The following is a 21,228-nucleotide window of genomic DNA, read 5'->3' as shown; positions in this document are numbered from 1 at the left end:
ATCGTGTGACCTGGGCCCTGGGCCCTGGACATCGAAGCTCGGCGAGGACGCGAAGTCGGCAGCAGCCGGCCCCAGCGGCGGCCCATCGACGGAGGGCTGGCGCTGGGGCCGATGGCCTGAGCACCCTAACCCGATTGCTCACCGGTCCAGGGGAGGCCAAGGCAGAACATGCCAGGGCGGGGCCGGGTCAGCTGTTGCCACCGCTGTTGCCACCGCCGTTGTTGCCACCGCCGTTGTTGCCACCGCCATTGTTGCCACCGCCACCACCAGTGGGGGGAGGCGAGAGCAGGCTGAGCAGGTTGCCCAGAACGCTGGGGGCGTAGACGTACGTGTTGCCGCAGTTGTTGGAGAATCCTGCGTCGTCGCCGACGACGCAGGCGATTCCGGAGTTTCCGCCGTGCCCGTGATCGCCGCCTGAGCTGGCGACAGCCCAACCCGCGTTCGTGAGCACGAGACCGGTGACAGCGGCCGCGACGACCGCCATTTTCTTGATCACAATTTCTCCTCAGTGTGAGACTTTGTGTCATAGTCCCGGGGAATACGCTTGCTATCGCTCAGCGCGGACGCCTCTTTGCGCGTTTTGCGATGATTTCACTCCTTAAGCCCAAAAAATCAACTGGCCTTGACCATCAGGAAAGTGAGGCGACGAATCACATCACCCGCCGGGTGTTTGCTTCAGCGCGGCGAATCCTCTGACAGGCCGCCCGGGGCCGTGGGAGAGTGAGGCGCCGGCCGGTGACTCGGGTTCTTCCCGGCCGCGTTCCCGACGGGGAACTTGAGAATGATCAGTGCCCGATCGGGGCGCGGGGATTGGGCTGGCCGGTCCGGCGGGACTGTCTTTGCGTGATGCGCCTGGTCATGAGGGTGATCGCGGCCCAAGTGATCAACGACTCGGAGTGCTGGATCAGCCGTTCGTAGTCCCTGGCGTGCCGGCGGGCGTGCGTGATCCAGGCGATCGACCGCTCCACCACCCAACGGCGCTTGATCACGACGAAGCCCTTCACGCCCTTCGGCCGGCCGACGGTCTTGAGGGTCAGGTTCAGGTACTTCTTCGCCCAGCCGCCCAGCTTCGGGCCCGCGTAGCCGGAGTCGGCCCAGACGATCGTGATCTCCGGATGCATCAGCCGCAGCCGGAACAGCACTTCCTTCGCCGCGTCGCGGTCGGTCATGTCGGCCGGGGTGACCATGACGAACAGCGGCAGGCCGTGGGTGTCCACGACCAGGTGGCGCTTGCGGCCGTTATCTTGAGCCAGCACCTCCGTGTTCTTCATGTGTGTGAAGTTCGCTGAATACCTGTTTCTGAGGGTGTGCGAAGCGTTCGGCTGGGCCGGGAATCGAACGGGTGGTGTCTCGGGCGTGGGTCCGCGCGCTCGCGCTGCTGACCGGGGAGGCTGGGCCGGGTGAGCGTCGAGAGCGAGTTCCCGGTGAGCGCCGAGCAGGTCTATGCGGCCCTGGTCGCGCTGGGGGACGAGCCCGTACTCGATCCTGAACTGTGGCCGCAGGGTCCGGAGGAGGGAAACCGCCGGCGGCTGCTCGGCGTGCTGCTGGCCAGGGTCGAACTGGAGGTCACCGCCGCGACGAGGCTGGGGGTCGACCAGGACCAGGCCGAGGTGCTGCTCGGGTGGATGGACCAGGCCGGCCCCGGCTCTGCGGTGTCGACCAACGCGCTGATCAACCGGTTGCAGCGCACTGGCGTGCAGCTCATGGGCCTTGACCAGGACGAGACGCCCCCGGGCCGGATGGCGTCGGCGATGGCGATCGCCGTCGCGGTGGACGCGCTCGGCGCCCACCTCCACTTCGAGGCCGGCGACGTGGACGGGGTCCGCCGGGGTCTCGGCCGGACGGAGGCGGCCCTCATCGAGATCCTGCGGAGCATCCACGACCTGCGGGCGGAGATCGGCGACGCGGAAGAGGAACCCGACTGAACCGAGACGGTCAGGTGCCGGCCGCGGGCCGGACCGGCGTGGTGAGGAGCAAAAGGCGGCCGGCCGCAGCGACGGGCCGGAAATCGAAGACGCTGGTGAACGGGCCGGAGATCAGCAGCAGCGCGCCGTGGACGTGGACGCGGTTTCGCCACTCCCGGGTGGCGGCGATCTCGCCGTCGAACCAGGTCAGGCCGCACGGGCGACGAACGGTCAGCCGGTAGCCGTCCAGGACGGTGGACCAGGCGCACTGCTGACCGGTGGTGAGGGCGGGGACGTCGTCGTGCGGGGCCCAGCCGTCTTCGGCGAGCAGGGGACGACCGGGGGCTGCGGGGACCACCAGGGCCGGACGGCGGTCGGGCATCAGCTCGGGCCAGGGCCGGCCTAAGCCGGTGCTGCTGATGATCTCCATGCGTGGCCCTTCCCCCAAGTCCGCCCGTTCACCCTGCTCGTCGGATGGATCACATCATCGGGCAGGAAGCGGCCCCGGTGTCGGCGAACCGGCTGACCGGCGCCGGGAGGTCGTGGGAGAGTAGGGGTCGGCCGGTTCTTCCGGCGGCTCCGGGTGGCGATCGGTTGGCCGACTCCGAGAACGATCAGTCCCGCTGGGCCTCGCGGGACGCCGGCTGGCCCGAGCGCCTGGACTGCCGCTTGGTGATGCGCCTGGTCATCAGGGTGATCGCGGCCCAGGTGATCAGCGACTCGGAGTGCTGGACGAGGCGTTCGTAGTCGCGGGCGTGCCGGCGGGCGTGCATCACCCAGGCGTGCGAGCGTTCGACCACCCAACGGCGCGGCAGGACCACGAACCCCTTCGCGTCCTTGGGCCGGCTCACCGTCTTGATGGTGAGGTTCAGGTACTTCTTCGCCCAGCCGACCAGCTGCCCGGCGTAGGCGGAGTCGGCCCAGACGATCGTGATCTCCGGGTGCATCAGCCGCAGCCGGAACAGCACCTCCTTCGCGGCGTCGCGGTCGGTCATGTCGGCGGGGGTGACCATCACGAACAGCGGCAGGCCCTTCGTGTCCACCACCAGGTGCCGCTTCCTGCCGTTGATCTTCTTCGCCGCGTCGTAGCCCCGGCTGTCCTTGCCGACCGTCTCGGCGGCCTTCACCGACTGCGAGTCGATGATCGTGGCGACCGCGCCCGGCGCCCGGCCCATGTCCCGGCGGACCCGGGCGCGGAGCTGGTCACGGATCTGGCCGATCACCCCGGCCGCCGCCCAGCGCGCCATGAAGCCGAAAACCGTGCGCCAGGGCGGGAAGTCCTTCGGCAGCGCGCGCCACTTGCAGCCCGTGTCCACGACGTACCGAATCGCGTCCACGATCTCCCGACGCGGGTGCTTCTCCGGCCGCCCGCCGGCCTTCGTCTCGCAGGCCGGAACCGGCAGAAGCGCCTCGATCAGCGCCCACTCGTCGTCGAAGGTGTCCGACGGGTAGCAGCGACGCCGGGCCAACCTCGTTCCCTCCCCTCAAGACGAAGGCCCTGGTCCGGCCGGCTCCGCCGGCCGGACCAGGGCGGTCAGGCATCGCTGTAGTCCGCGATCATTTCGAGCGTGGACTCCACCGAGCTGATCTGGGTGTTCAGGTGCTTCACCCACCGGCCCTTGGGCTGGAGGGCGAAGTGCGGGGCGACAACACCGGTGATGAACCGGCGGAACTCGGTGAGCTTCTCGCGGATCACCGCGGCCTCGTATGCCTGCAACTCGACCGGGTCGGAGCAGAACCGGTAGCCGTCCGCCCTCGTCCAGATCAGCGGCGGCCAGCCCCGTTCGGCGATGGTGTCGCGCAGGCAGGCCAGCCCCGCCCGGGCCTGACCCGCGCTGAGCGAGGAGGCCCGGCCGAGCTGGTCGAAGGTCAGCCCGGCGGGACGGGCCTCGAAGAGGACCTTGCGAACGGTGTCGGCGTGCCGCTCGGCCGCCGCCGACCTGCGCCGGGAGGCGCGGGGCATCGCCTACTCACCCTGGAGCAGGCGGGCCAGCTCACCGTCCATGTCGACCTTCCCGGTGTCGACCGCCGTCTCGATCCAGTCCAGCGTCGCCCTCACGCGCGCGCAGTTCTCCCGGATCACCGACTGCTCGTCGTCGCCGAGCTGCCGGTCGCGCAGGCCCGGGACGACCCGCCCGGCCGCGGCGACGAACGCGTGGCAGGCCGTCACCAGGTCCAGGAACTCCACCGACCGGTCGATCTTGCGGATCACCGGCGCGATCGGGCTGTTCTCCTCGAAGTGCTCGCGGGCCTGCCGCCCCCGCTCGACCTGGGCGTGGTTGACCTGGTGGCGGGCGGTGTCGTCGGCCATCGCCCGGGCCGCGACGTCCGGGCGCCGCAGCAGCCCGGTGGTCACCTCCGCCGCGACGTGGTCCTCGCGGGTCAGCTCCTCGACTACCCTCACCTTCTCCGCCGGGGCGACCCGGGCGACCACCGCCGGCCGGTGCAGGAACTTGGGGGCGACCGCCGCGGCGACCTCGTCGTCGCGGGTCAGCTCCTCCACCACCCGGACCTTGTCCTCCGGCTTGACCTGCGCGACCACGCCCGGACGCCGCAGCAGGTCGCCGGTCACCACCGCGGCGACCTCCTCGTCCTGGGCGAGGGTGTGGATCGCGCTGACCTTCTCCTGCGGGGTCACCGGAACATCGACCTGCCGGCCGACCCTGCGCTTGGCGTCGTCCGCCGTCCACCTTCCCCGGGGCTGCGGTGGGTTGAGGATCGCCTCGAACCGCTCCCGCTCGTCCGCGATCCCCGCCAGGACCTCGTGGACCGTGAAGGAGACGCCGGCCTGCCGGCGGTCCTTGGGCCACCGCGAAGAGGTCCACCTCGCCCGCCTGACCTGCGAGTAGGTCAGGCCGACGTCGTCGGCCACCCGGGCCAGCGACTTCTTGACGGAGAACATCTCGTCGCTGTGCTCCTGGCCGCCGACCTCGCGCATCGGCTCGATCTCCAGCGCGTAGTCGCCGATCGTGAACTGCGCGCGGGTGGTCGTCTCGACCAGCTTCCGCAGCTCGGCGACGATCTCCTGGTATCGGTCGGCGCTGACGCAGCCGACCTTCTCCGCTATCTCCTGAGCCATGTGGAATCTCACCACCAACTCGCGGACCAGGCATGGCAGTTGGCCGTGACGGGACCGGTCCGCTTCCGTGCAGCAGAGTCCGGCCCGGAATGTGGTGATCACAACAACTAGCCTGCGGATGAACGAAGTTGAGCGAATCGTGACCGTTTCGGCGTTCGCTCAACGGTCACTGTGACCGTTCGCCGAACGGTTCGTTCCGAGACCGCCAGGCCCTCATCACGCACCGCCGCGAGCAGTACCGGGCGTTCGAACGCCGATCCACCCCGGCCACCCACCACGCGTCGCACTCCGGGCACTCCACCCGGCCGGCCCCGCTCAGCTCGGCCGCCACCCGCTTCCGCAGCCGCTGGTCCACCCGCCACTGCCTGGCACGACACGCCGTCGAGCAGAAACGCGTACCGGGCCGCGACTCCGGCCTCAGCCGTACGTCGCAGCCTCGCACCACCGCTCACCAACCGGCCCGCTGTCCTCGGACACCAGCCCAGGCTAGGGCTCCAGGCTACCCGGATCGGGGGTTCAGACACAGGTACTGAACCGCACCGCCGAGGTCACCGCCCTGCTGGCGCGCGGCGACGCCGACCCGGCCCGGCTCGCCGCCCGGATCCTCACCGAGGCCAAGGTGATGGGCCACCACGGCAACAGCGACTACGGCTCCGCCCTGGGCGAGTTCGCCGAACGGCACCTGGACGCGGTCGGCCCGCGCACCAGCGTGTTGATCCTCGGCGACGCCCGCAACAACCACCGCGACCCGAACCTGGACGCGCTGCGCCGGATCGCCGGCCGGGCCCGGCGGGTCCACTGGCTCAACCCCGAGCAGCCCGCCCTCTGGCGGACCGGCGACTCCGCCGCAGCCGCCTACGCGGGCGTCGTGGAGATGCACTCCTGCCGCAACGCCCGCCGCCTCGGCGAACTGATCGCCCGCCTGCTGCCGGTGTAGGGAGCTTCCGAGTCCGCCGCCGTGGCGGCCTAAGCCTGGGCCTTGGCCTGGGCCTGGGCCTGGGCCCGAGCTTCCTCGGCCGCCACCTGGGCGGCCCTGGCTGCCAGCGGGTTGATGTCGGCCCGGCGCGCCCACTGCATGGCCGTCAGCCGCTGGACCACCACGATCGCCGCGACGGCCGCGACCAGGCGCAGCGCCGAGCCGGCGGTCTCCACCCGGATGGTCTCGCGCAGGTCCTCCAGGCTGTCGAGTACCGTCAGGTTCACGTGCTTCATCATCGAGCTGGCGATCCGGTTGACGACCAGCGCGCCGATCCAGGTGGACCACCACAGGACCAGGACCTTCTCCGACACCGTGCGGCGCCGTCCCTCCGCGTCCAGCGGAGCGCTCGCCCGCCAGCAGTCCACCATCAGCTGCCAGGGGAACCAGAGCAGGACGAACGGGGTGACCCAGGCCCCGATGGTCCAGCCGCGTCCGCGCCGGTGCCCGTGCGGCAGCAGCAGGTCGGCGTTCTGGCGGATGCGGTAGAACCAGATGATGAACACCACGGCGGTGGCCAGCGCCAACGGAAGGAAGACCCCGTTCAGCCCTTTCACCAGGGAGTCCACGGCATCGAAGTCGTCGAGGTCAGCCGACCCGTCCGCCAACTGGCCCAGCAGGACATCGGACCAGAGGCCGGCCACGACCGCCCCCGCCGCCAGCATCGCGTTCACCCCCAGCAGGACGTAGACCGCGATGGCAAGGCTGTTCGCCGGTCGGAGCGCCGCCGCCCAACCCGGCGCCGCCTCCGCGCAGCCGAAGCAGCGTCGGCTCTCGGTCCCCGCGGGACGCGCCCCACACGCCACACACACCATCAGATCGTCAACTCCTGGAATCGCCGCGTGCTCGGACTCGCACGCCGGTGCCGCCAACGCCCCGACCGGGGCGGGCGCGCCGACTCTAGGGGATCACCGACGTCCGCTGCCAGCGAGATTTCGCAGCTCAGCGGCGGTATCGCCAGATAAACGACAGATCACGCGGGAATCGAACCCCGGGGAGCCGACTCCGACTCACCACCCCTACCCCGCGCGCCCGTCCCGCTCGATCCGGGTGTGCGGTCGACGGACCTCGGGCGCAGGACTGGTGAAGGGGTGCGAGCGTCCCGGGGAGGTCGAACGCGGCGTCAGGCCGAGGGTACGGGCAGCAGCCGGTAGGCGTCCCCGTGCGTGAGCACGCGACCGGCGGTGGGCGGCGCGAAGTGGGTGCCGAGCAGGAGGGTGTCCGTGTCGGCGAGGGAGCCGAGGAGCTTGCGGCGCGAGGCCTCGGACTGCCGCGGGTCGATGTCGACGCAGGCGCCGATGGCGGGGTGGGCGAGCTGGACCGGGTGGTGGACGCAGTCACCGGTGATCAGCGCCGCCTCGCCCCGGCTGGTCAGTTCGACGGCGACGTGGCCGGGGGTGTGGCCGGGGGTGGGGATCAGGCGCAGGCCCGGGGCGATCTCGACGCCCTCGGCCGGGACGTCGACGAGGTCCAGCATCCCGGCCCGCTCGACCGGGATCACGGAGTCGAGGAACATCTGCCTCCGCGCCTCCTCCAGGTCGTACCCGGCCCAGAACTCCCGCTCGGCGCGGGAGGTGAGGTAGCGGGCGCGGGGGAAGGTGGGGACCCACTCGCCGTTCACCTCCCGGGTGTTCCAGCCGACGTGGTCGGCGTGCAGGTGGGTGAGGACCACCAGGTCGACGGAGTCCGGAGCGAAGCCGGCGGTGGCGAGGCGCTCCAGGTAGTCGGTCCGCAGGTGGTGCCAGGCCGGGTTGGCCCGCTCCTTGCCGTTGCCTATGCCGGTGTCGACGAGGACGCGCAGCCCGCCCACGGCGAACGCGAAGCTGTGGCTGTCGAGGTGCAGGACGCCCTCGTGGTCGGCGAAGTGGGGGTGCAGCCAGTCGTGGCCGGTCACCACCTCGGGGGTGGCCTCGGGCAGCAGCCACGGCCCGGTCGCGGGCGGCAGGAGGGTCTCGTCGATGCGATGGACGGTGACGCCTCCCACCGTCCAGGCGGGGATGGGGGCGGGGGCTTCGGACGTGGCGCCGGACATGGGGCTCCTCCCGTAAACGCAATCTGTTTGCGTTAAGCCATCGTAGGACCTACAGTCTGACTAACGCAAACGGTTAGCTTTTGGTGCGGGTGCCATCTCGCTCCAGCCCCGATCAGGAGAGAACGCCCATGTCCTCCGCCGAACCGCCCACCACCGAACACCCCTCCGCCGAACCTCCCGCCGAACCGCCCACCGGTCCGTCCGCCGCCGAACGGCCCGCCACCGACCTCACGCCACCCGAGGCCGCCCGCTGGGCCGCCCGGGCCGGGCTCCCCCTGCCCGCCGACCGCCACGACCCGGTCGCGGCTACCGCCAACCAGCTGCTCTCCGTCGTCGCGGTCCTGCGGGAGCTGGACTTCGGGGACACCCCGCCCGCGAGCGCCTACCGCGCGGAAAGCGCCCACTACACGGACGAGGAGACGCACGATGCAGCCGTATGAGCTCTCCCTCGCCGCCGCCGCGGAGGAGATCCGGGCCCGGCGACTGTCCCCCGTCGAACTGGTGGACTCGGTCCTCGACCGCATCGAGCTGGTCGAACCGCACCTCGGCGCCTACGTCGCGGTCACCGCGGAGCGGGCGCGCCGGGCGGCCCGCGAGGCCGAGCAGGAAGCGGCGCGCGGCCTGCACCGAGGGCCGCTGCACGGCGTGCCGATGGGGCTCAAGGACCTGATCGACGTCGCCGGGCTGGCCACCACGGCCAGCTCCCGGGTCCGCGCCGACCACCGCGCGCAGGCCGACAGCACGGTCGCCGCCCGCCTGGCCGCGGCCGGCGCGATCCTGGTCGGCAAGACGCACACCCACGAGTTCGCCTACGGCCTGACCACCCCGCAGACCGGCAACGCCTGGGACCGCGGCCGGGTCGCCGGCGGCTCCAGCGGCGGATCCGCCGTCGCCGTCGCCGCGGGCGCCGCGACCTTCGCGCTGGGCACCGACACCGGCGGCTCGATCCGGGTGCCCGCCGCGCTCAACGGGGTCGTCGGCCTCAAGCCGACCTACGGCCTCGTCCCCCGCCACGGCGTCGCGTCCCTGTCCTGGTCGCTGGACCACGTCGGCCCGATCGCCCGGACCGTCGAGGACACGGCCCTCGTCCTGGACGCCCTCGCCGGGCACGACCCGCGCGACCCCGCCTCGCTGGCCACCCCCGCCGTCGGCCATCAGCCGGGCGCGGACACGGACCTGACGGGGCTGCGCGTCGGCGTGCCGCGCAGCTACTACTTCGACCGCGTCGACGTGGAGGTGGAGGCCGCCGTCCGGCGCGCCATCGAGCACCTGGAGGCACTCGGCGCACGGCTCGTCGACGTCGACATCCCGATGACCCGCTACCTCCAGGCGACTCTGTGGGGGCTGGTGGCACCGGAGGCCACCGCCTACCACGAGCGCTCCCTGCGGGCGGTGCCCGAGCTGTACCAGGCGGATGTCCGCGCCCTCCTGGAGGCCGGCGAGCTGATGACCGCCGGAGACTACCTGCGCGCCCAGCGCTCCCGGACGCTCATGCGGCAGGAGTGGGCCCGGATGCTGGAGGAGGTCGACGTGATCGCCGCCCCGACCGTCCCGGTCACCGCGGTACGGACCGACCAGGAGGCCGTCACCTGGCCAGACGGCACGGTCGAGAGCGTCCCCGACGCCTATGTGCGCCTGTCCGCCCCCGCCAACATCACCGGGGTGCCCGCCCTGTCCGTCCCGGTCGGCCGGGACGCGGCGGGCCTGCCGATCGGCATGCAGTTGCTCGGCCGGCCGCTCGGAGAGCGCACGCTGCTGCGGGTCGGCCACGCCTTCGAGCGGACGCAGCCCGCCCGGGCGCTCGCGCCGGCGGTCTGAGAACAGCAGGCGGGCCGGGCCGGACGGCGCCGGCCCGCCGTCCGGCTCCGAGGCGGGCACCCCGGCACCCCGGCACCCGTAAACGCAAGGATTGTGCTTTAAGGTGTTTATCATGAGTCGCAAACAGATGGTGCGCCCCGGCGGGCGCAGCGCCCGGGTCCAGGCATCGGTGCACACCGCTGTGCGTGAACTCCTCGCCGAGGTGGGCCGCGACGCGCTGACGGTGCCGCTGGTCGCGCAGCGCGCGGGCGTCACCCCGTCGACGGTCTACCGCCGCTGGGGTGATCTCCAGGAGCTGCTGTCCGACGTCGCGGTGGAGCGCCTGCGGCCCGACACGGCGCCGGAGGACCTGGGCGACCTGCGGTCCGACCTGACGGCCTGGGCCGAACAGTTCCTCGACGAGATGGCCTCCCCCTCGGGCCGCGCCTACATCCGCGACGCCCTGCTCGGCGACCCGGACGGCGGCAACGCCGGTCAGTGCTCGGACTACGCGGCCGAACAGGTCGGCGCCGTGCTGAGCCGGGCGGGCGGCCGCGGGGAGGACACGCCCGGCGTCGAGGCGGTCATGGACGGCGTCGTCGCCCCCCTGATGTACCGCATCCTCTTCCGCCCGGCCGGCCTCGACCCCGCGTACGCGCGCCGGCTCGTGGCCGAACTCCTCGACCCGTACGGGGCCGGTCCTTCGGGCGGATGATCGTTCACCGGGCGAGGACGGGCAGCTCACGTTATCGACGGGCAGCTCAAGTTATAAGCTTCTGCGGGACGTTCACGAGCCCGGCCGCTGGTCGGGACCTCGCCTGGGAGGAAGCGTCGTGGGGAAGAAGATCCCGGTGCGGACCGGATGCCAGAACTGCTCGCGGTGCACCGGCTCGATCGGCGGCAACGCGGCCCGCAAGACGGTGCGGGGCACCGGGGTGGCGCTCGGCGCGGTGGTCACCGTCGGCCTGAGCCTCCTCTTCATCCGGAGGTGCCGCGCCTGCGACCACCCCATGGGCAGCCACCACCACCACTGATCGCGCCGCCGGACCTCCGCAACCCGGATCCGACCCGGCATCCGGGCCGGAGCCGGGCGGGCGTCAGGCGTCCAGGTGCTTGAGGAAGTCGAGCAGCGCCTCGTTGACCTCCGCCGGGCGCTCCTGCTGCGTCCAGTGCCCGGTGTCCGGCAGCCGGACGTGGCGGTGCAGCTTGGGCACCCGGCTCAGCAGGTGGGCCAGCACCTCCGGTGGGACGAGCGCGTTCACCATGTCCTGTTCGCCGGCCACGTACAGCGCCGGCACGTCGATCGTCACGCCGTCGAAGGCGGCCATCAGTTCGGCGTTGCGGTCGATGTTCCGGTACCAGTTGAGCCCGCCCGTGAAGGCGTGCTCGCCGTGCAGGGCGTAGTCGGCCGCGAGGGCGTCGATGTCCGCCTCGGTGAGCCAGGCCGGCAGCTGCGCCGGCTCCGGGATGGTGTCCAGCAGGACCTTGCCCTCGGGGACGACCCATGGCTGCGGCTTCCCCCCACCGCGCGGGCCACCGCCCAGGATGCGGCGGAAGCTGGACTTCACGTCGGCCGCCAGTTCGGCGTCGGCGCGGCCCGGCTCCTGGAAGTAGTTCTGGTAGAAGCCCTCGCCGAAGTTCTCCCGGGACTCCCGCAGCGGCCGCGGCCCGCTGGGCAGCGGCGGCACGCTCAGCCCGGCGACCCCGCGCACCAGGTCCGGCCGCAGCGCGGCGGTGGCCCAGGCGACCGGCGCGCCCCAGTCGTGCCCGACCACGACGGCCCGCTCCTCGCCGAGCGCGCGGATCAGCGCCGTGACGTCGCCGACCAGGTGCAGCAGGGAGTACGCGTCCACCCGCTCGGGCTGCTCGCTGCGGGCGTAGCCGCGCTGGTCGGGGGCGACGACCCGGTAGCCGGCCGCGGCGAGCGGGGCGAACTGGTGGCGCCAGGAGTACCAGCTCTCCGGGAAGCCGTGCAGCAGCAGGACCAGCGGGCCCTCGCCCTGTTCCGCGACGTGCAGACGGACACCGTTCACCTCGACGTGGCTGTGCTTGATCGCGTCGTTCAAGTCCCGCTCCCGGTCCGGTGGAAGGGCCGGGGCATCCGTTTCGCCCCGGTCCTTCCCGGCGCAACACCGCCGGGGCGCGGGGCATTCCCGCCGCCCCCCGGGGAAAACGGCCGAGGCCGCCCCGGAACTCCGGGACGGCCTCGGCGTGGTGATGGAAGGTCAGTTCACCGTGTAGCTGTAGGGGATCGCCGCGAGCACCGAACCGGTGGTGCCCAGGGTGTTGTTGGCGGTCGCCACCGAGCTGGGGGCGGACACCAGGTACAGCACACCGTGGACGGTGCTGCCCTTCGCACCGGTCGGGGTCACGGTGACCTGGAGCGAGCCGCTGGCGCCCGGCTGGACGGTCACCGGGTTGGCGGCCGGGGCCGAGGCGTTGACCGCCAGGGCGTACGGGTCACCGGTGCTGGAGGTCAGCGCCGGGTCGAACGCCTGGGTGTGCGCGGTCGCGGTGATGGTGGCGGTGCCGGCCGGGGCACCGGCGGTGCCGAACGGGCCGACCTGCTGCAGGAAGGTGCCCCACACGCCGGGGAGGACCGGCTGCGACGCGCTGCCGTTGTCGGTCACGACCGAGATGGTCGAACCGTCCTGGGCCTTCTTCAGGTCGCCGAAGAGGTCCGGCGAGCCGGTGGTGCCGGACAGCTCCAGGTGGGCCGGCGTCGAGGAGGCCGCCACCGCCTTCAGCTGGTCGGTGCCCGGCGGGACGAGGAAGGACGGCACCGCGGAGGTGAGGCTCAGCGGCAGGGTGACCGTCGCGGAGGCGCCCTGCGGCACCAGCGGGATGTCGGTGCGGCGGTCCAGGCGGCCGTCGGCCGAGATCTTCTGGGTGGCGACGGTGTTGTTGGTGTAGTTCACCTGGACGGTGACCGGCTTGCCGGCCGCCAGCTTGGCGTGCGGGTCGTTCGGCAGGCCGGCGGTGGCGACGTTCTGGTTGAACGCGACGGTGCCGGCGAAGTCCTGGGCGAGCTCCTGGCCGCTGACCGGGCCGAGCACGTTCAGGACGAACCGCCAGCGGCCGGCGGCCGGGTTGACGGTGGTGGCCGAGACGCCGGCGGTGGTGCCGGTCAGGTTGCCCTGCGCGTCGAGCAGGCCGTTGCCCTCGATGTCGATCGGGGTGCCGTTCGGGCTGATCAGCGCGCCCTGCATGAGCAGCTTCGGGTCCTTGGCGACGGTGACGCCGACCCGCAGGTCCTTCTGGCCCTTCGGGACGTCGAAGGCGTACGCGAAGCTCTGCGTCGGCGAGGCGTTGCGGCCGTTGCCACCGGTGATGGTGCCGGTGAAGGTGCCCTTGCCCTGGTTGACCGGGACGAGGCTGCGCAGCACGACCGGAACGCTGGTGGCGGTGCCGTTGGAGCTGGCGACGGTGATCGCCTGGCTGGAGTCGCCGCTGGTGCCCGGGGTGGTGAGCTGGACCTTGAGGGTCTTGGTCTCACCCGGCTTCAGGTCCGCGACGCTCGGGCTGACGGCGCCGGCCGGCACCGCGCGCTGGGTGGCGGTGCCCAGCTGGACCGGACCGTTGTAGCCGGCCTTGCCCGCCGGGGTGTACAGGACGGCGGTCCACTCGCCGGCCACCGGGTGCGGGACGTCCACCAGGCCGAAGTCGGCCGGGGTGGCGCCGCCCTGCGGACGGGTGTTGGTCTCGAAGCGGCCCGACGGGTCGAGCAGCGTCATGCGGACCACGGAGCCGTTGGTGACCGGGCTGGCCGCACCCTGCCAGGCGATCGACGCCGCGAGGCGGTCGGCGCCGGCCGGGACGGTGAACTTGACCTGCTTCTGCACCCAGGTGGCGCCGTTGGTGGCGTACTTGAAGGTGTCGGTGGAGGCCGTGTCCAGCTGGACGGTCTGCTGGTTGCTCGACTGCGGCACGAAGGTGCGGGTCGCGCCGCTGACCGTCTGCGGGGCGGAGCTGGTGTTGGTGACGGTCACGTCGGCGGTGTGGGTCGAGCCGGGGTTGCCGGCGATGTCGACCTGACCGGTGGTGACGACGACGGTCTTGCTGTCCGACGCGCCGGAGCCGGCGTGGTAGCCGCGGGCGGCCTCGACGGCGGCGCGGACGTTCAGCAGGCCGGCGCCCTGCTCCTCGGCCGGGACGCCGAGGTCCTGGGCGGTGCCGGTGATGAACTTCTTCACCAGCGCCGGGGCGGGCGACTGACCGTTGTGGGTGTCGCGGTAGGCCTGGATGACCAGGGCCGCGGCGCCGGTGACGAACGGCGCGGCCTGGCTGGTGCCGCCGAACGACTGGATCGGCGAACCCTGGCCGCTGTAGCCGGTGCAGTCGGTGTACTTGCTGGTGTCGGGCGAGCAGAGCGCCCAGTCCGACTCGCCCGGCGCGACCAGGTCGACCGTGCGGCCGGCCTGGGTGAAGCCGCCCGAGGAGAGCGCGGAGATGCGGTTGTTGCTCCAGGTCTTGTTGGAGAACTGGGCGGCCGCGTAGCCGGTCTGCTGGTAGTTCTGGTTGTCCGTCGAGGCGCCGACCGCGATCACGTTCGGGTCGGTGGCCGGGGTGCCGATGGTGCCGCTGATGCCCGCGTCGCCGGTGGAGACGGAGACGGTGACACCGGCCTTGACGGCCTGGTCGTTGAAGAGCGAGATGGTGTCGTGCGCGCCGCTGTCCGGGGTGACGTTGCCGCCGAAGGACTCGTTCAGCACGTCGACCTTGGCGACCGAGACCGCGTAGTCGATGGACTGCAGGATCGACGAGTTCGACATGATCTCGCCGCCGGCCCGCAGGGCGACCAGCGAGGCGTCCGGGGCGAGGCCGCGGATGCGGATGTTGCAGCCGGCCGGCAGACCGCGGGAGGCGTTCACGAACTTCGAGACGTCGTAGACCTGGCGGCCCTGGGCGATGACCGCCGAGGCGTCGCCGAAGGCCTCCGCGCCACCGGTCGGCGCGTCCACGCCGTCGCCCGCGAAGTCCTGGTAGTCGACGACCGCGTGCGAGCCGTCGGCCCGGATGAAGTCCGGGTTGTTCGGGTCGAGGCCGTCCGCGATGTAGGCGACCTTGACGCCCTTGCCGGTGGCCAGGTCGGCCGCGCCGGGCTTGCCGTCGGCGCCGACGGCGTGCGTCGAGTAGAGGCCCTCCGGCTCCAGCAGCGGCTGGGACGGGTCGGACGGGCAGATCGTGTTGGTCGCGTTCTGCTCGGCGCCCTGGCCGTTGCTGCCCGAAACGGCCTGCGGGGCGGCGGCCTTGGCCGACTTGGCACCGGACTTGGTGTCCGCGGCGTCCTTCGCGGCCGCGGCCTTGCCGGCGGCCGGCGGCGTGACGGTGACCTGCTCGTCCGCGACGACCGAGGCGACGGCCGGGTCGGCCAGCAGCGCGGCACGCAGCGCGGGGCTCACCGTGGCCGAGAACGCGTTCCCGACCACGAAGCTCTTGATGTTGGTGCCACCGTTGGCCTTGACCTTGTCCAGCAGCGGCGCCTGGGCGTTCGCGGCCTTCTGCTTACGGGCGCCGAGGTGGCCGTTGTCGGCCGGGGCGTCCGCTATCTGGTCCTTGAGAATCACGATCACCGGCACCGGGGTCCCGTCCGCGGACGCCACGGGGGCGTTCTGCGGGTCCGGGAGCGGAGCTGCGTTGGCGCTGGACCCGAAGGTCAGGACCATGGACGCGGCGGTGACCGTGACGGCAGCTGCTAGCTGGGATTTCCGCCAGCCGATCAATGGACATCCTTTCGTCTGATGAGACGTCAGGTTGCGCGGCCCAGCGTACGCGGATCCAGGTCGGACGCGTGGTTGCTCCGGACCGCGCGTCCCGACAGCGGTCGCATTCCAGCGCATCCGACACGACCACGACAAGGGGGGAAATCCCCATTAGAAAGTAAAAAAGACCATCAGAAAGTAAAATTCACGGCAGAAATCGGGCCATGTCCGCCCCTTTTCGCTGACCAGACCCGGTCGGAACTGTCCGATCCCGGTCGGAAAAAATCGGTGGCGAACTCTGGACAGTGGCGGACCACCGCCACCTGGGACACACCGTCAGCACCGCCACACACCCTTCCCCCCGGACCCACTCTGAAACCGGACATGACAGAACGGGCGCGCGGTCACACCGACGCCCGGTGGCCGGAACCCCCCGACCGCCGAGCGATCAGCACCCGATCAGCCGGCGGCCAATCGCTCCTGGGCGTCCGCCAGATCCTCGGCGGTGGGCGCGTCGTCCTGGGTCAGCCGGTGGCGCCAGTACCCGGTGAAGTCGATCGACCGCTTCGGCACGCCGCGCTCCGCCACCAGGTGGCGGCGCAGCGCCCGCACCGCGCCCGCCTCCCCCGCGAGCCAGGCGAACGGCGCGCCGGCCGGCAGCGCGGCGGCCCGCACGGCCCCGGCCAGCACGACCCCGGGGGCCGCCCCGCCCCGGACCGACCAGTGCACGGCCAGCTCGGCACGGCTCTCCAGCGGCTGCCGCTCGGCCTCGTCCGCGACCTCGACGAACGCGAGGGCCCGCACCCCGGCGGGCAGCGCCTCGACCAGCGTCGCGATCGCCGGCAGCGCCGTCTCGTCCCCCGCCAGCAGCACCCAGTCGGCAGCGGCGGCGGCCTCGGCGAGCGGGACCGGCGGGGCGTACAGCGCCGAGGGGCCGACCATCCCGAGCCGCTGCCCCGGCTCCGCGCGCTCCGCCCAGGCGGCGGCCGGACCGGTGTCGCCGTGCAGCACGAAGTCGATCTCGACCAGGCGGGTGCCGGGCCGCCGGCGCCGGAGGGTGAAGCTGCGCAGCAGCGGGCGCCCCGCCTCGGGGATCGCCAGGTACGCCTGGTACCAGCTCATCGGGTCGTCGCTCTGCGCGGGCAGCTCGGGCACCGCCTGGCCGGGACGGGGGAAGCACAGCTTCACCTGCTGGTCGGGCGCCGTGCCCACGGAGTCCGCCAGGGCCTCGGCCTCGAAGGTGACCCGGGCGGTGCGCGGCGTGATCCGGCGGACCTCGACGACCTCGGCGAAGGTGACGGGCAGTGTCATCGCAAAACCCCTTCGGTTGATAACCTTACGACATAAAGAGTTGTCGCGGGCGAGGATACTTTACGCCATAAGGAGTTGCTGCATGGTCGTCTACGCCGGACAGGGCGACGCCCACCGGTCCCTGTCCCTGCTCTGGGGCGCACCACCGCAACCGCGCACCGGGCGCAGCGGCCCCAAACCGGGCCTCAGCGTCGACGCGATCGTCTCCGCCGGCATCGCGGTCGCCGACGCGGACGGCATGGCCGCGCTCTCGATGCGCGCCGTCGGCGAACGGCTCGGCCGCACCGCCATGGCCCTCTACACCTACGTCCCGGGCAAGGCCGAACTCCTCGACCTGATGCACGACCGGGCACTCGGCGAACTGCGGCCTTCCGTCGCGGACTTGGAGGGCTGGCGCCCCGCCGTCACCGCCTGGGCCGAGGAACTGTACGCCTGCTACCTGCGCCACCCCTGGATCCTCCAGGTATCGCAGGCCCGCCCGGTGCTCGGACCGGCCGAACTCGCCGCCATGGAAAGCCTGTTACGTGCCCTGCAATCGGCCGCCCTCGCACCCCCGCGGCTGCACGGCGTCGTCGCGGCGCTCTGGCAGTTCGTCCGCGGCACGGCCGCCGTGGCCGCCGAATCACGCGGCGCCGCCGCCGCGACCGGCATCGCCGACGAGGACTGGTGGACCGCCCGGTCCGCCCGACTCGCCGAACTGGCACCGGACTTCACCGAGCGCTTCCCCCTGCTGACCGCCCTCCAGGGCGCCTCCGACGGCACGCCGCAGGACCGCGACCGGGCGGCCTTCCGCACCGGGCTCGCCGTCCTGCTCGACGGCGTGGCGGCCTCGGGGGCGGGGGCTGATCAGAGTGCCGGTCGGGGTGCCGGTCGGGGCTCGGGTTGAGCCGCTGATCAGCCTCGGCGGGCCGCCGGGATCGCCAGCAGGATGCCGAGCACCAGCAGGGTGGCGTACCCGGCGGTCTCATGGCCGTCCGGGACCAGGAAACGGACGAAGCCGAACAGCCGGAAGCCCCCCAGCCAGTCCGCCGCCAGGCCGGACCCGCCGCCGAGGATCAGCACGAAACCGAGATAGCCGAGCAGCGTCTTCATGCCCCGAGCCTAGGCAGCTCCCGGCGCCCGGGAATCCGACTTTCGGCGCGACCCGGGGATGACCAAAGTCGTCCCGGCGGCTTCCGCCGGCCGTCCCGGAGCCGCCGGTCGCCGCCCGCCCGCCGCCCGGCCGTCCCGGTGCCGTACCGCCCGGGGTGCGGACCGCCGTACCCGCCCGGGATCCGGACGGAGCAGCAGGCGCGGCGGCCCGGCGGCGCCCCGGGTACGTTCGCCGTGTGCAGCAGATGCCACAGCATGTCAGCAGAGTGGCGGCGGCCGCCGCGGTGTCCGCCCTGATGCTCGCCGCCGGCGCCCCGACCGCCCCCGGGCAGGACGCCGCCGGTGCGATCGGCGGCGAACGGCTCGGCCGGTCCGCCGTCCAGGTCGCTCCGCTGGCCGGGGCGCCCGCGCTGCCGCCCACGTTGACCGGGCGGTCCTGGCTGGTCGCCGACGCCGGCACCGGCGAGGTCCTCGCGGCCCACAACGCCCACCTCCAGCTCCCCCCGGCCAGCACCCTGAAGATGCTCTTCGCGGACACCGTGCTGCCCAAGTTCGACCGCACGACGGAGCACAAGGTCACCACGGCCGAACTGGCCAACGTCGGCGCCGGCAGCAGCCTCGTCGGCGTCAAGGAGGACCTGCCGTACCGCGTCGAGGACCTCTGGCGGGGCGTCTTCCTCAGCTCCGGCAACGACGCCGTCCACGTCCTCGCGCACATGAACGGCGGCCTCCAGCAGACCGTCGCCGAGATGCAGGCCCGCGCCCAGGCCCTGCAAGCCCGCGACACCAAGGTGGTCTCCCCCGACGGCTACGACATGGACGGCCAGGTCTCCTCCGCCTACGACCTCACCCTGTTCGCCCGCGCCGGGCTGCGCAACGCCGACTTCCGCTCCTACTGTTCCACCCGCACCGCGCACTTCCCCGGCGGACTCGACAAGCTCACCGGGCAGCGCACCAGCTTCGACATCGCCAACACCGACCGGCTGCTCGGCAAGTACCAGGGCCTGATCGGCGTCAAGAACGGCTACACCACCAACGCGGGCGCCACTTTCACCGGCGCCGCCCAGCGCGGCGGCCGAACCCTGCTGGTGACGGTGATGCACCCGGACACCCAGACCCGGGTCTACGACGAGGCGGCCGAGCTGCTCGACTGGGGCTTCGCGGCGGCCGACAAGGTCCAGCCGGTCGGGCAACTGGTGGAGGACACCGCCGCCGCCCGCCCGGCCACCATCACCGGCCGGGCCGGCGCTGCCTCCTCCGCCGCCCCCGCCGCCATCGCCGGTCAGGCGCACCCGCAGGCCGTCCGGGGCAACGACCCCGGCCTCGCCCCGGCCGCCTGGACGGCCATCGCACTCGGCGCCGTCCTCGCCCTGTGGGCCGCCGGGCGCACCGCCGCCCGCCGCCGCGCCGCACTCGCCGCCGACCCGGCCGCGCTCCCCGACCCGGGCGCCACCGCCCTCGGCGGGCACGGCCACCGCGGGCTGGCCCGCCGGGCCCGGGCCCTGGTCAGGCACGCCCTAGACTTCCGGCCATGACCACGCCCGACCCCGTTTCCTCCGACCGGCTCGCCCGGATCGTCAGCCTCTCCTCCGGGAGCTACCTGCTCGTCACCACCTACAAGAAGGACGGCACCACCGTGCCGACCCCGGTGTGGGTGGTGCGCGACGGCGAGGCGCTCGGCGTCTGGACCGTCGCCGACTCCTGGAAGGTCAAGCGGATCCGCAACCGCGCGGACGTCCTGGTGGGCCCCTGCGACGTCAAGGGCCGGCCGACCGGCGAGCAGTACCCCGCCACCGCCGAGATCCTCAGCCCCGAACGCACCGCCGCCTACCGCACCCTGCTGCGCCAGAAGTACGGCCTGCTCGGCGTGCTCACCCTGCTCGGCAGCCGCCTGCGCCGCGGCGAGCGCGGCACCGTCGGCATCCGGATCACCCTCACCTGACGCACCACCCGGCTGGCAGGGCCCCCGGTCACTCGCCGGGCCGGCCCGGGGAAAGGCGTGACGAGGAAGGGCGTGGGAGAGGCCATGGAGGACAGGGACGCGGACGGGGCCCGGGGCGGGCTGCCGCTGCTGGTGGTGGACGCGGCCAACGTGGTCGGGTCGGTGCCCGACGGGTGGTGGCGGGATCGACGGGGCGCCGCCGAGCGGCTGCGGGACGCGCTGGTCGCCGTCGCCGGGCAGGGCCTGCCGGAGCGGCCCGGGCCGCTGGAGGTGGTGCTGGTCGTGGAGGGCGCGGCCCGAGGTGTGGACGGACTGCCCGAGGTACGGGTGGTCGCGGCGGCCGGCAGCGGTGACGACCGGATCGTCGAGCTGGTCCGGGCGGCCAGAGCCGAACAGCCGGACCGGGACTGCCTGGTCGTCACCGCCGACCGCGAACTGCGGGCCCGGGTCGGCGCGCTGGGCGCGGCGGTCACCGGGCCGCGCAGCGTGCGGCGTTAGGGCCGGTCCCGTTCAGTCCCGTTCAGTCCCGTTCGGTCCCGTTCGGTCCTGTCGCGCGCGGCAGGACCGAACGGGACCCGTTCCGGGACGCGCGGCGGGGTCAGTCCGCCTGGGTGGCGTACATGCCCCAGTGGATCGCCTGGTCGGAGGCGGTCACCGTGAACAGGAGGTCCCGGCCGGGCCGGGCGGGGATCTCCACCGAGCCGATGCCGGTCGCGCCGACCGGGCACTGGACCGTGAAGTCGGCCGGCGCCAGGCCGGCGACGTGGACCTGGACCGAGCCGCCGCCCTGGCAGCCCACCGTCACGGTGAAGGGCTGAGAGGGGTTGACGGAGGCCGTCACCGCGCCACCGTCGCCGATCCAGTCCGGGATCCAGATCAGGCCCGTCTCCCCCGGGTGCGGCAGGATCTCCCCCGTCCCCATACCGCTCTGGACCGCAGCCGGGCCCGGCTGCGCCGAGGCCGTCCCGGCGACCGCCAGTACCGCCGCCAGCGCGGCCGCGCTGGCGGCCAGCATCCGCTTCCCCGTACGTGTCATCGCTACTCCCCGCTGCGTTGACCATCCGTCCGGCCGCACGAGCGCGCGCGGCCGGGCCGGGTGCCGACCCTCGGCACACGAAGGGATCTTATGACGATCAGATTTCGCCGAGGGCGGATTCGCCCGAACCCCGGCCCTCGAACCACGCCCCCGCGCGGCGGGCTGAAGCGACCCCGGGGCTGAACGCGTATGGGCGCCTCCCGGAACCCGACCACGGGCACCGGCATCTAGTTGACGGGTAGTAGCCGGGGCCCAGCGCATCGGGAGGCGCCGTCCCGGACGCTACCTGGTCACACCGGGTGCGTCATCCGAATTAATCCGGGCCCGAGGCCCGCCGTACGGGTCTCGCCGGGCCCG

20 protein-coding genes and 3 pseudogenes are annotated in these 21,228 nt (G+C 72.7%); 10 read left to right on the top strand and 13 right to left on the bottom strand.

Annotated features, from left to right (window positions below; all coding sequences use genetic code 11):
- Nucleotides 1-187: 187 nt before the first annotated feature.
- Nucleotides 188-496, bottom strand: a complete 309-nt coding sequence (locus AB0P03_RS19355) for a hypothetical protein (RefSeq protein WP_363584779.1) — start codon at nucleotides 494-496, stop codon at nucleotides 188-190.
- Between the two features lie 343 nt (nucleotides 497-839).
- A pseudogene (locus AB0P03_RS19350) lies at nucleotides 840-1,241 on the bottom strand (transposase); the annotation flags it as partial.
- Nucleotides 1,242-1,400: 159 nt separating this feature from the next.
- Here AB0P03_RS19350 and AB0P03_RS19345 point away from each other — a divergent pair.
- Complete coding sequence (locus AB0P03_RS19345; RefSeq protein WP_363629853.1) at nucleotides 1,401-1,925, top strand: hypothetical protein; 525 nt, start codon at nucleotides 1,401-1,403, stop codon at nucleotides 1,923-1,925.
- Nucleotides 1,926-1,935: 10 nt separating this feature from the next.
- Here the strand turns inward: AB0P03_RS19345 and AB0P03_RS19340 are convergent, their stop codons facing one another.
- From AB0P03_RS19340 to AB0P03_RS19325, 4 genes are all read right to left on the bottom strand, one after another.
- The gene (locus AB0P03_RS19340) at nucleotides 1,936-2,334 is read right to left on the bottom strand and encodes a hypothetical protein (RefSeq protein ID WP_363584775.1); all 399 of its coding nucleotides are present in this window, start codon (nucleotides 2,332-2,334) and stop codon (nucleotides 1,936-1,938) included.
- 184 nt (nucleotides 2,335-2,518) lie between these two features.
- Nucleotides 2,519-3,373 carry an IS5 family transposase gene (locus tag AB0P03_RS19335; protein WP_363629851.1) on the bottom strand — a complete coding sequence of 285 codons (855 nt, stop codon included), beginning with the start codon at nucleotides 3,371-3,373 and terminating at the stop codon, nucleotides 2,519-2,521.
- Between the two features lie 65 nt (nucleotides 3,374-3,438).
- Nucleotides 3,439-3,867 (bottom strand): RacP protein, encoded by a 429-nt coding sequence (locus AB0P03_RS19330; RefSeq protein WP_363629849.1) that lies wholly within the window; start codon nucleotides 3,865-3,867, stop codon nucleotides 3,439-3,441.
- Between the two features lie 3 nt (nucleotides 3,868-3,870).
- Complete coding sequence (locus AB0P03_RS19325; RefSeq protein WP_363584769.1) at nucleotides 3,871-4,983, bottom strand: DUF6192 family protein; 1,113 nt, start codon at nucleotides 4,981-4,983, stop codon at nucleotides 3,871-3,873.
- Nucleotides 4,984-5,515: 532 nt separating this feature from the next.
- On the opposite strand from AB0P03_RS19325, the pseudogene AB0P03_RS19320 reads away from it, so the two are divergent.
- Nucleotides 5,516-5,920 (top strand): annotated as a pseudogene (locus AB0P03_RS19320) (VWA domain-containing protein); the annotation flags it as partial.
- Between the two features lie 29 nt (nucleotides 5,921-5,949).
- Here AB0P03_RS19320 and AB0P03_RS19315 read toward each other — a convergent pair.
- Both AB0P03_RS19315 and AB0P03_RS19310 read right to left on the bottom strand, forming a co-directional pair.
- On the bottom strand, nucleotides 5,950-6,624 hold the full coding sequence (locus AB0P03_RS19315; protein ID WP_363629901.1) for a DUF4328 domain-containing protein: 675 nt from the start codon (nucleotides 6,622-6,624) through the stop codon (nucleotides 5,950-5,952).
- A 458-nt stretch (nucleotides 6,625-7,082) separates the two neighbouring features.
- Complete coding sequence (locus tag AB0P03_RS19310) at nucleotides 7,083-7,991, bottom strand: MBL fold metallo-hydrolase (RefSeq protein ID WP_363629847.1); 909 nt, start codon at nucleotides 7,989-7,991, stop codon at nucleotides 7,083-7,085.
- 218 nt (nucleotides 7,992-8,209) lie between these two features.
- On the opposite strand from AB0P03_RS19310, the pseudogene AB0P03_RS19305 reads away from it, so the two are divergent.
- From AB0P03_RS19305 to AB0P03_RS19290, 4 genes and pseudogenes are all read left to right on the top strand, one after another.
- Nucleotides 8,210-8,431, top strand: a pseudogene (locus AB0P03_RS19305) (hypothetical protein); the annotation flags it as partial.
- Nucleotides 8,418-9,809, top strand: coding sequence for an amidase (locus tag AB0P03_RS19300; protein WP_363629845.1), 1,392 nt, complete (start codon nucleotides 8,418-8,420; stop codon nucleotides 9,807-9,809). The pseudogene AB0P03_RS19305 and the gene AB0P03_RS19300, both read left to right, overlap by 14 nt.
- Nucleotides 9,810-9,921: 112 nt before the next feature.
- Nucleotides 9,922-10,503: a TetR/AcrR family transcriptional regulator gene (locus AB0P03_RS19295; protein ID WP_363625455.1), complete on the top strand. Its 582-nt coding sequence runs from the start codon at nucleotides 9,922-9,924 to the stop codon at nucleotides 10,501-10,503.
- A 118-nt stretch (nucleotides 10,504-10,621) separates the two neighbouring features.
- Complete coding sequence (locus AB0P03_RS19290) at nucleotides 10,622-10,822, top strand: hypothetical protein (protein WP_063346158.1); 201 nt, start codon at nucleotides 10,622-10,624, stop codon at nucleotides 10,820-10,822.
- Between the two features lie 63 nt (nucleotides 10,823-10,885).
- Here AB0P03_RS19290 and AB0P03_RS19285 read toward each other — a convergent pair whose 3' ends face one another.
- The 3 genes from AB0P03_RS19285 to AB0P03_RS19275 all read right to left on the bottom strand — a co-directional run bounded on the left by AB0P03_RS19285 (nucleotide 10,886) and on the right by AB0P03_RS19275 (nucleotide 16,801).
- On the bottom strand, nucleotides 10,886-11,854 hold the full coding sequence (locus tag AB0P03_RS19285) for an alpha/beta hydrolase (protein ID WP_363584761.1): 969 nt from the start codon (nucleotides 11,852-11,854) through the stop codon (nucleotides 10,886-10,888).
- Between the two features lie 159 nt (nucleotides 11,855-12,013).
- Nucleotides 12,014-15,454 (bottom strand): S8 family serine peptidase, encoded by a 3,441-nt coding sequence (locus AB0P03_RS19280; RefSeq protein WP_363629843.1) that lies wholly within the window; start codon nucleotides 15,452-15,454, stop codon nucleotides 12,014-12,016.
- Nucleotides 15,455-15,949: 495 nt separating this feature from the next.
- Nucleotides 15,950-16,801 carry a siderophore-interacting protein gene (locus AB0P03_RS19275; protein ID WP_363629841.1) on the bottom strand — a complete coding sequence of 284 codons (852 nt, stop codon included), beginning with the start codon at nucleotides 16,799-16,801 and terminating at the stop codon, nucleotides 15,950-15,952.
- An 82-nt stretch (nucleotides 16,802-16,883) separates the two neighbouring features.
- Here AB0P03_RS19275 and AB0P03_RS19270 point away from each other — a divergent pair, with 82 nt between their 5' ends.
- Nucleotides 16,884-17,687, top strand: a complete 804-nt coding sequence (locus AB0P03_RS19270; RefSeq protein WP_363629839.1) for a TetR/AcrR family transcriptional regulator C-terminal domain-containing protein — start codon at nucleotides 16,884-16,886, stop codon at nucleotides 17,685-17,687.
- 8 nt (nucleotides 17,688-17,695) lie between these two features.
- Here the strand turns inward: AB0P03_RS19270 and AB0P03_RS19265 are convergent, their stop codons facing one another.
- Complete coding sequence (locus tag AB0P03_RS19265; RefSeq protein ID WP_363373336.1) at nucleotides 17,696-17,893, bottom strand: hypothetical protein; 198 nt, start codon at nucleotides 17,891-17,893, stop codon at nucleotides 17,696-17,698.
- 296 nt (nucleotides 17,894-18,189) lie between these two features.
- Between AB0P03_RS19265 and AB0P03_RS19260 the strand changes: the two genes are divergently transcribed.
- The 3 genes from AB0P03_RS19260 (at nucleotide 18,190) to AB0P03_RS19250 (ending at nucleotide 20,333) form a co-directional block, all read left to right on the top strand.
- Nucleotides 18,190-19,428: a serine hydrolase gene (locus AB0P03_RS19260; RefSeq protein ID WP_363629899.1), complete on the top strand. Its 1,239-nt coding sequence runs from the start codon at nucleotides 18,190-18,192 to the stop codon at nucleotides 19,426-19,428.
- A complete protein-coding gene (locus tag AB0P03_RS19255; RefSeq protein WP_363625447.1) occupies nucleotides 19,425-19,835 on the top strand; it encodes a PPOX class F420-dependent oxidoreductase in 411 nt (136 codons plus the stop codon). The genes AB0P03_RS19260 and AB0P03_RS19255 overlap by 4 nt, the downstream gene beginning before the upstream one ends.
- Nucleotides 19,836-19,919: 84 nt before the next feature.
- A complete protein-coding gene (locus tag AB0P03_RS19250; protein WP_363584751.1) occupies nucleotides 19,920-20,333 on the top strand; it encodes an NTP pyrophosphohydrolase in 414 nt (137 codons plus the stop codon).
- 100 nt (nucleotides 20,334-20,433) lie between these two features.
- On the opposite strand, the gene AB0P03_RS19245 is transcribed toward AB0P03_RS19250, so the two are convergent.
- Nucleotides 20,434-20,871, bottom strand: coding sequence for a hypothetical protein (locus AB0P03_RS19245; RefSeq protein WP_363584749.1), 438 nt, complete (start codon nucleotides 20,869-20,871; stop codon nucleotides 20,434-20,436).
- Nucleotides 20,872-21,228 lie beyond the last annotated feature (357 nt).

The sequence above is a fragment of the Kitasatospora sp. NPDC088779 genome, assembly GCF_040685395.1.
Classification (GTDB): Bacteria; Actinomycetota; Actinomycetes; order Streptomycetales; family Streptomycetaceae; genus Kitasatospora.
Note: the sequence above shows the minus strand (reverse complement) of the source record. Positions and strands in the feature narration are given on the sequence as shown.

What these genes read in the sequence shown, in the direction of transcription:
- AB0P03_RS19260 (WP_363629899.1), top strand. Translation starts at nt 18,190, where the DNA reads ATGCTCGCCGCCGGCGCCCCGACCGCCCCCGGGCAGGACGCCGCCGGT.
- AB0P03_RS19310 (WP_363629847.1), bottom strand. Translation starts at nt 7,991, where the DNA reads ATGTCCGGCGCCACGTCCGAAGCCCCCGCCCCCATCCCCGCCTGGACG.
- AB0P03_RS19340 (WP_363584775.1), bottom strand. Translation starts at nt 2,334, where the DNA reads ATGGAGATCATCAGCAGCACCGGCTTAGGCCGGCCCTGGCCCGAGCTG.
- AB0P03_RS19330 (WP_363629849.1), bottom strand. Translation starts at nt 3,867, where the DNA reads ATGCCCCGCGCCTCCCGGCGCAGGTCGGCGGCGGCCGAGCGGCACGCC.
- AB0P03_RS19295 (WP_363625455.1), top strand. Translation starts at nt 9,922, where the DNA reads ATGAGTCGCAAACAGATGGTGCGCCCCGGCGGGCGCAGCGCCCGGGTC.
- AB0P03_RS19270 (WP_363629839.1), top strand. Translation starts at nt 16,884, where the DNA reads ATGGTCGTCTACGCCGGACAGGGCGACGCCCACCGGTCCCTGTCCCTG.
- AB0P03_RS19255 (WP_363625447.1), top strand. Translation starts at nt 19,425, where the DNA reads ATGACCACGCCCGACCCCGTTTCCTCCGACCGGCTCGCCCGGATCGTC.
- AB0P03_RS19245 (WP_363584749.1), bottom strand. Translation starts at nt 20,871, where the DNA reads ATGACACGTACGGGGAAGCGGATGCTGGCCGCCAGCGCGGCCGCGCTG.
- AB0P03_RS19315 (WP_363629901.1), bottom strand. Translation starts at nt 6,624, where the DNA reads ATGCTGGCGGCGGGGGCGGTCGTGGCCGGCCTCTGGTCCGATGTCCTG.
- AB0P03_RS19250 (WP_363584751.1), top strand. Translation starts at nt 19,920, where the DNA reads ATGGAGGACAGGGACGCGGACGGGGCCCGGGGCGGGCTGCCGCTGCTG.
- AB0P03_RS19280 (WP_363629843.1), bottom strand. Translation starts at nt 15,454, where the DNA reads ATGGTCCTGACCTTCGGGTCCAGCGCCAACGCAGCTCCGCTCCCGGAC.
- AB0P03_RS19300 (WP_363629845.1), top strand. Translation starts at nt 8,418, where the DNA reads ATGCAGCCGTATGAGCTCTCCCTCGCCGCCGCCGCGGAGGAGATCCGG.
- AB0P03_RS19265 (WP_363373336.1), bottom strand. Translation starts at nt 17,893, where the DNA reads ATGAAGACGCTGCTCGGCTATCTCGGTTTCGTGCTGATCCTCGGCGGC.
- AB0P03_RS19275 (WP_363629841.1), bottom strand. Translation starts at nt 16,801, where the DNA reads ATGACACTGCCCGTCACCTTCGCCGAGGTCGTCGAGGTCCGCCGGATC.
- AB0P03_RS19325 (WP_363584769.1), bottom strand. Translation starts at nt 4,983, where the DNA reads ATGGCTCAGGAGATAGCGGAGAAGGTCGGCTGCGTCAGCGCCGACCGA.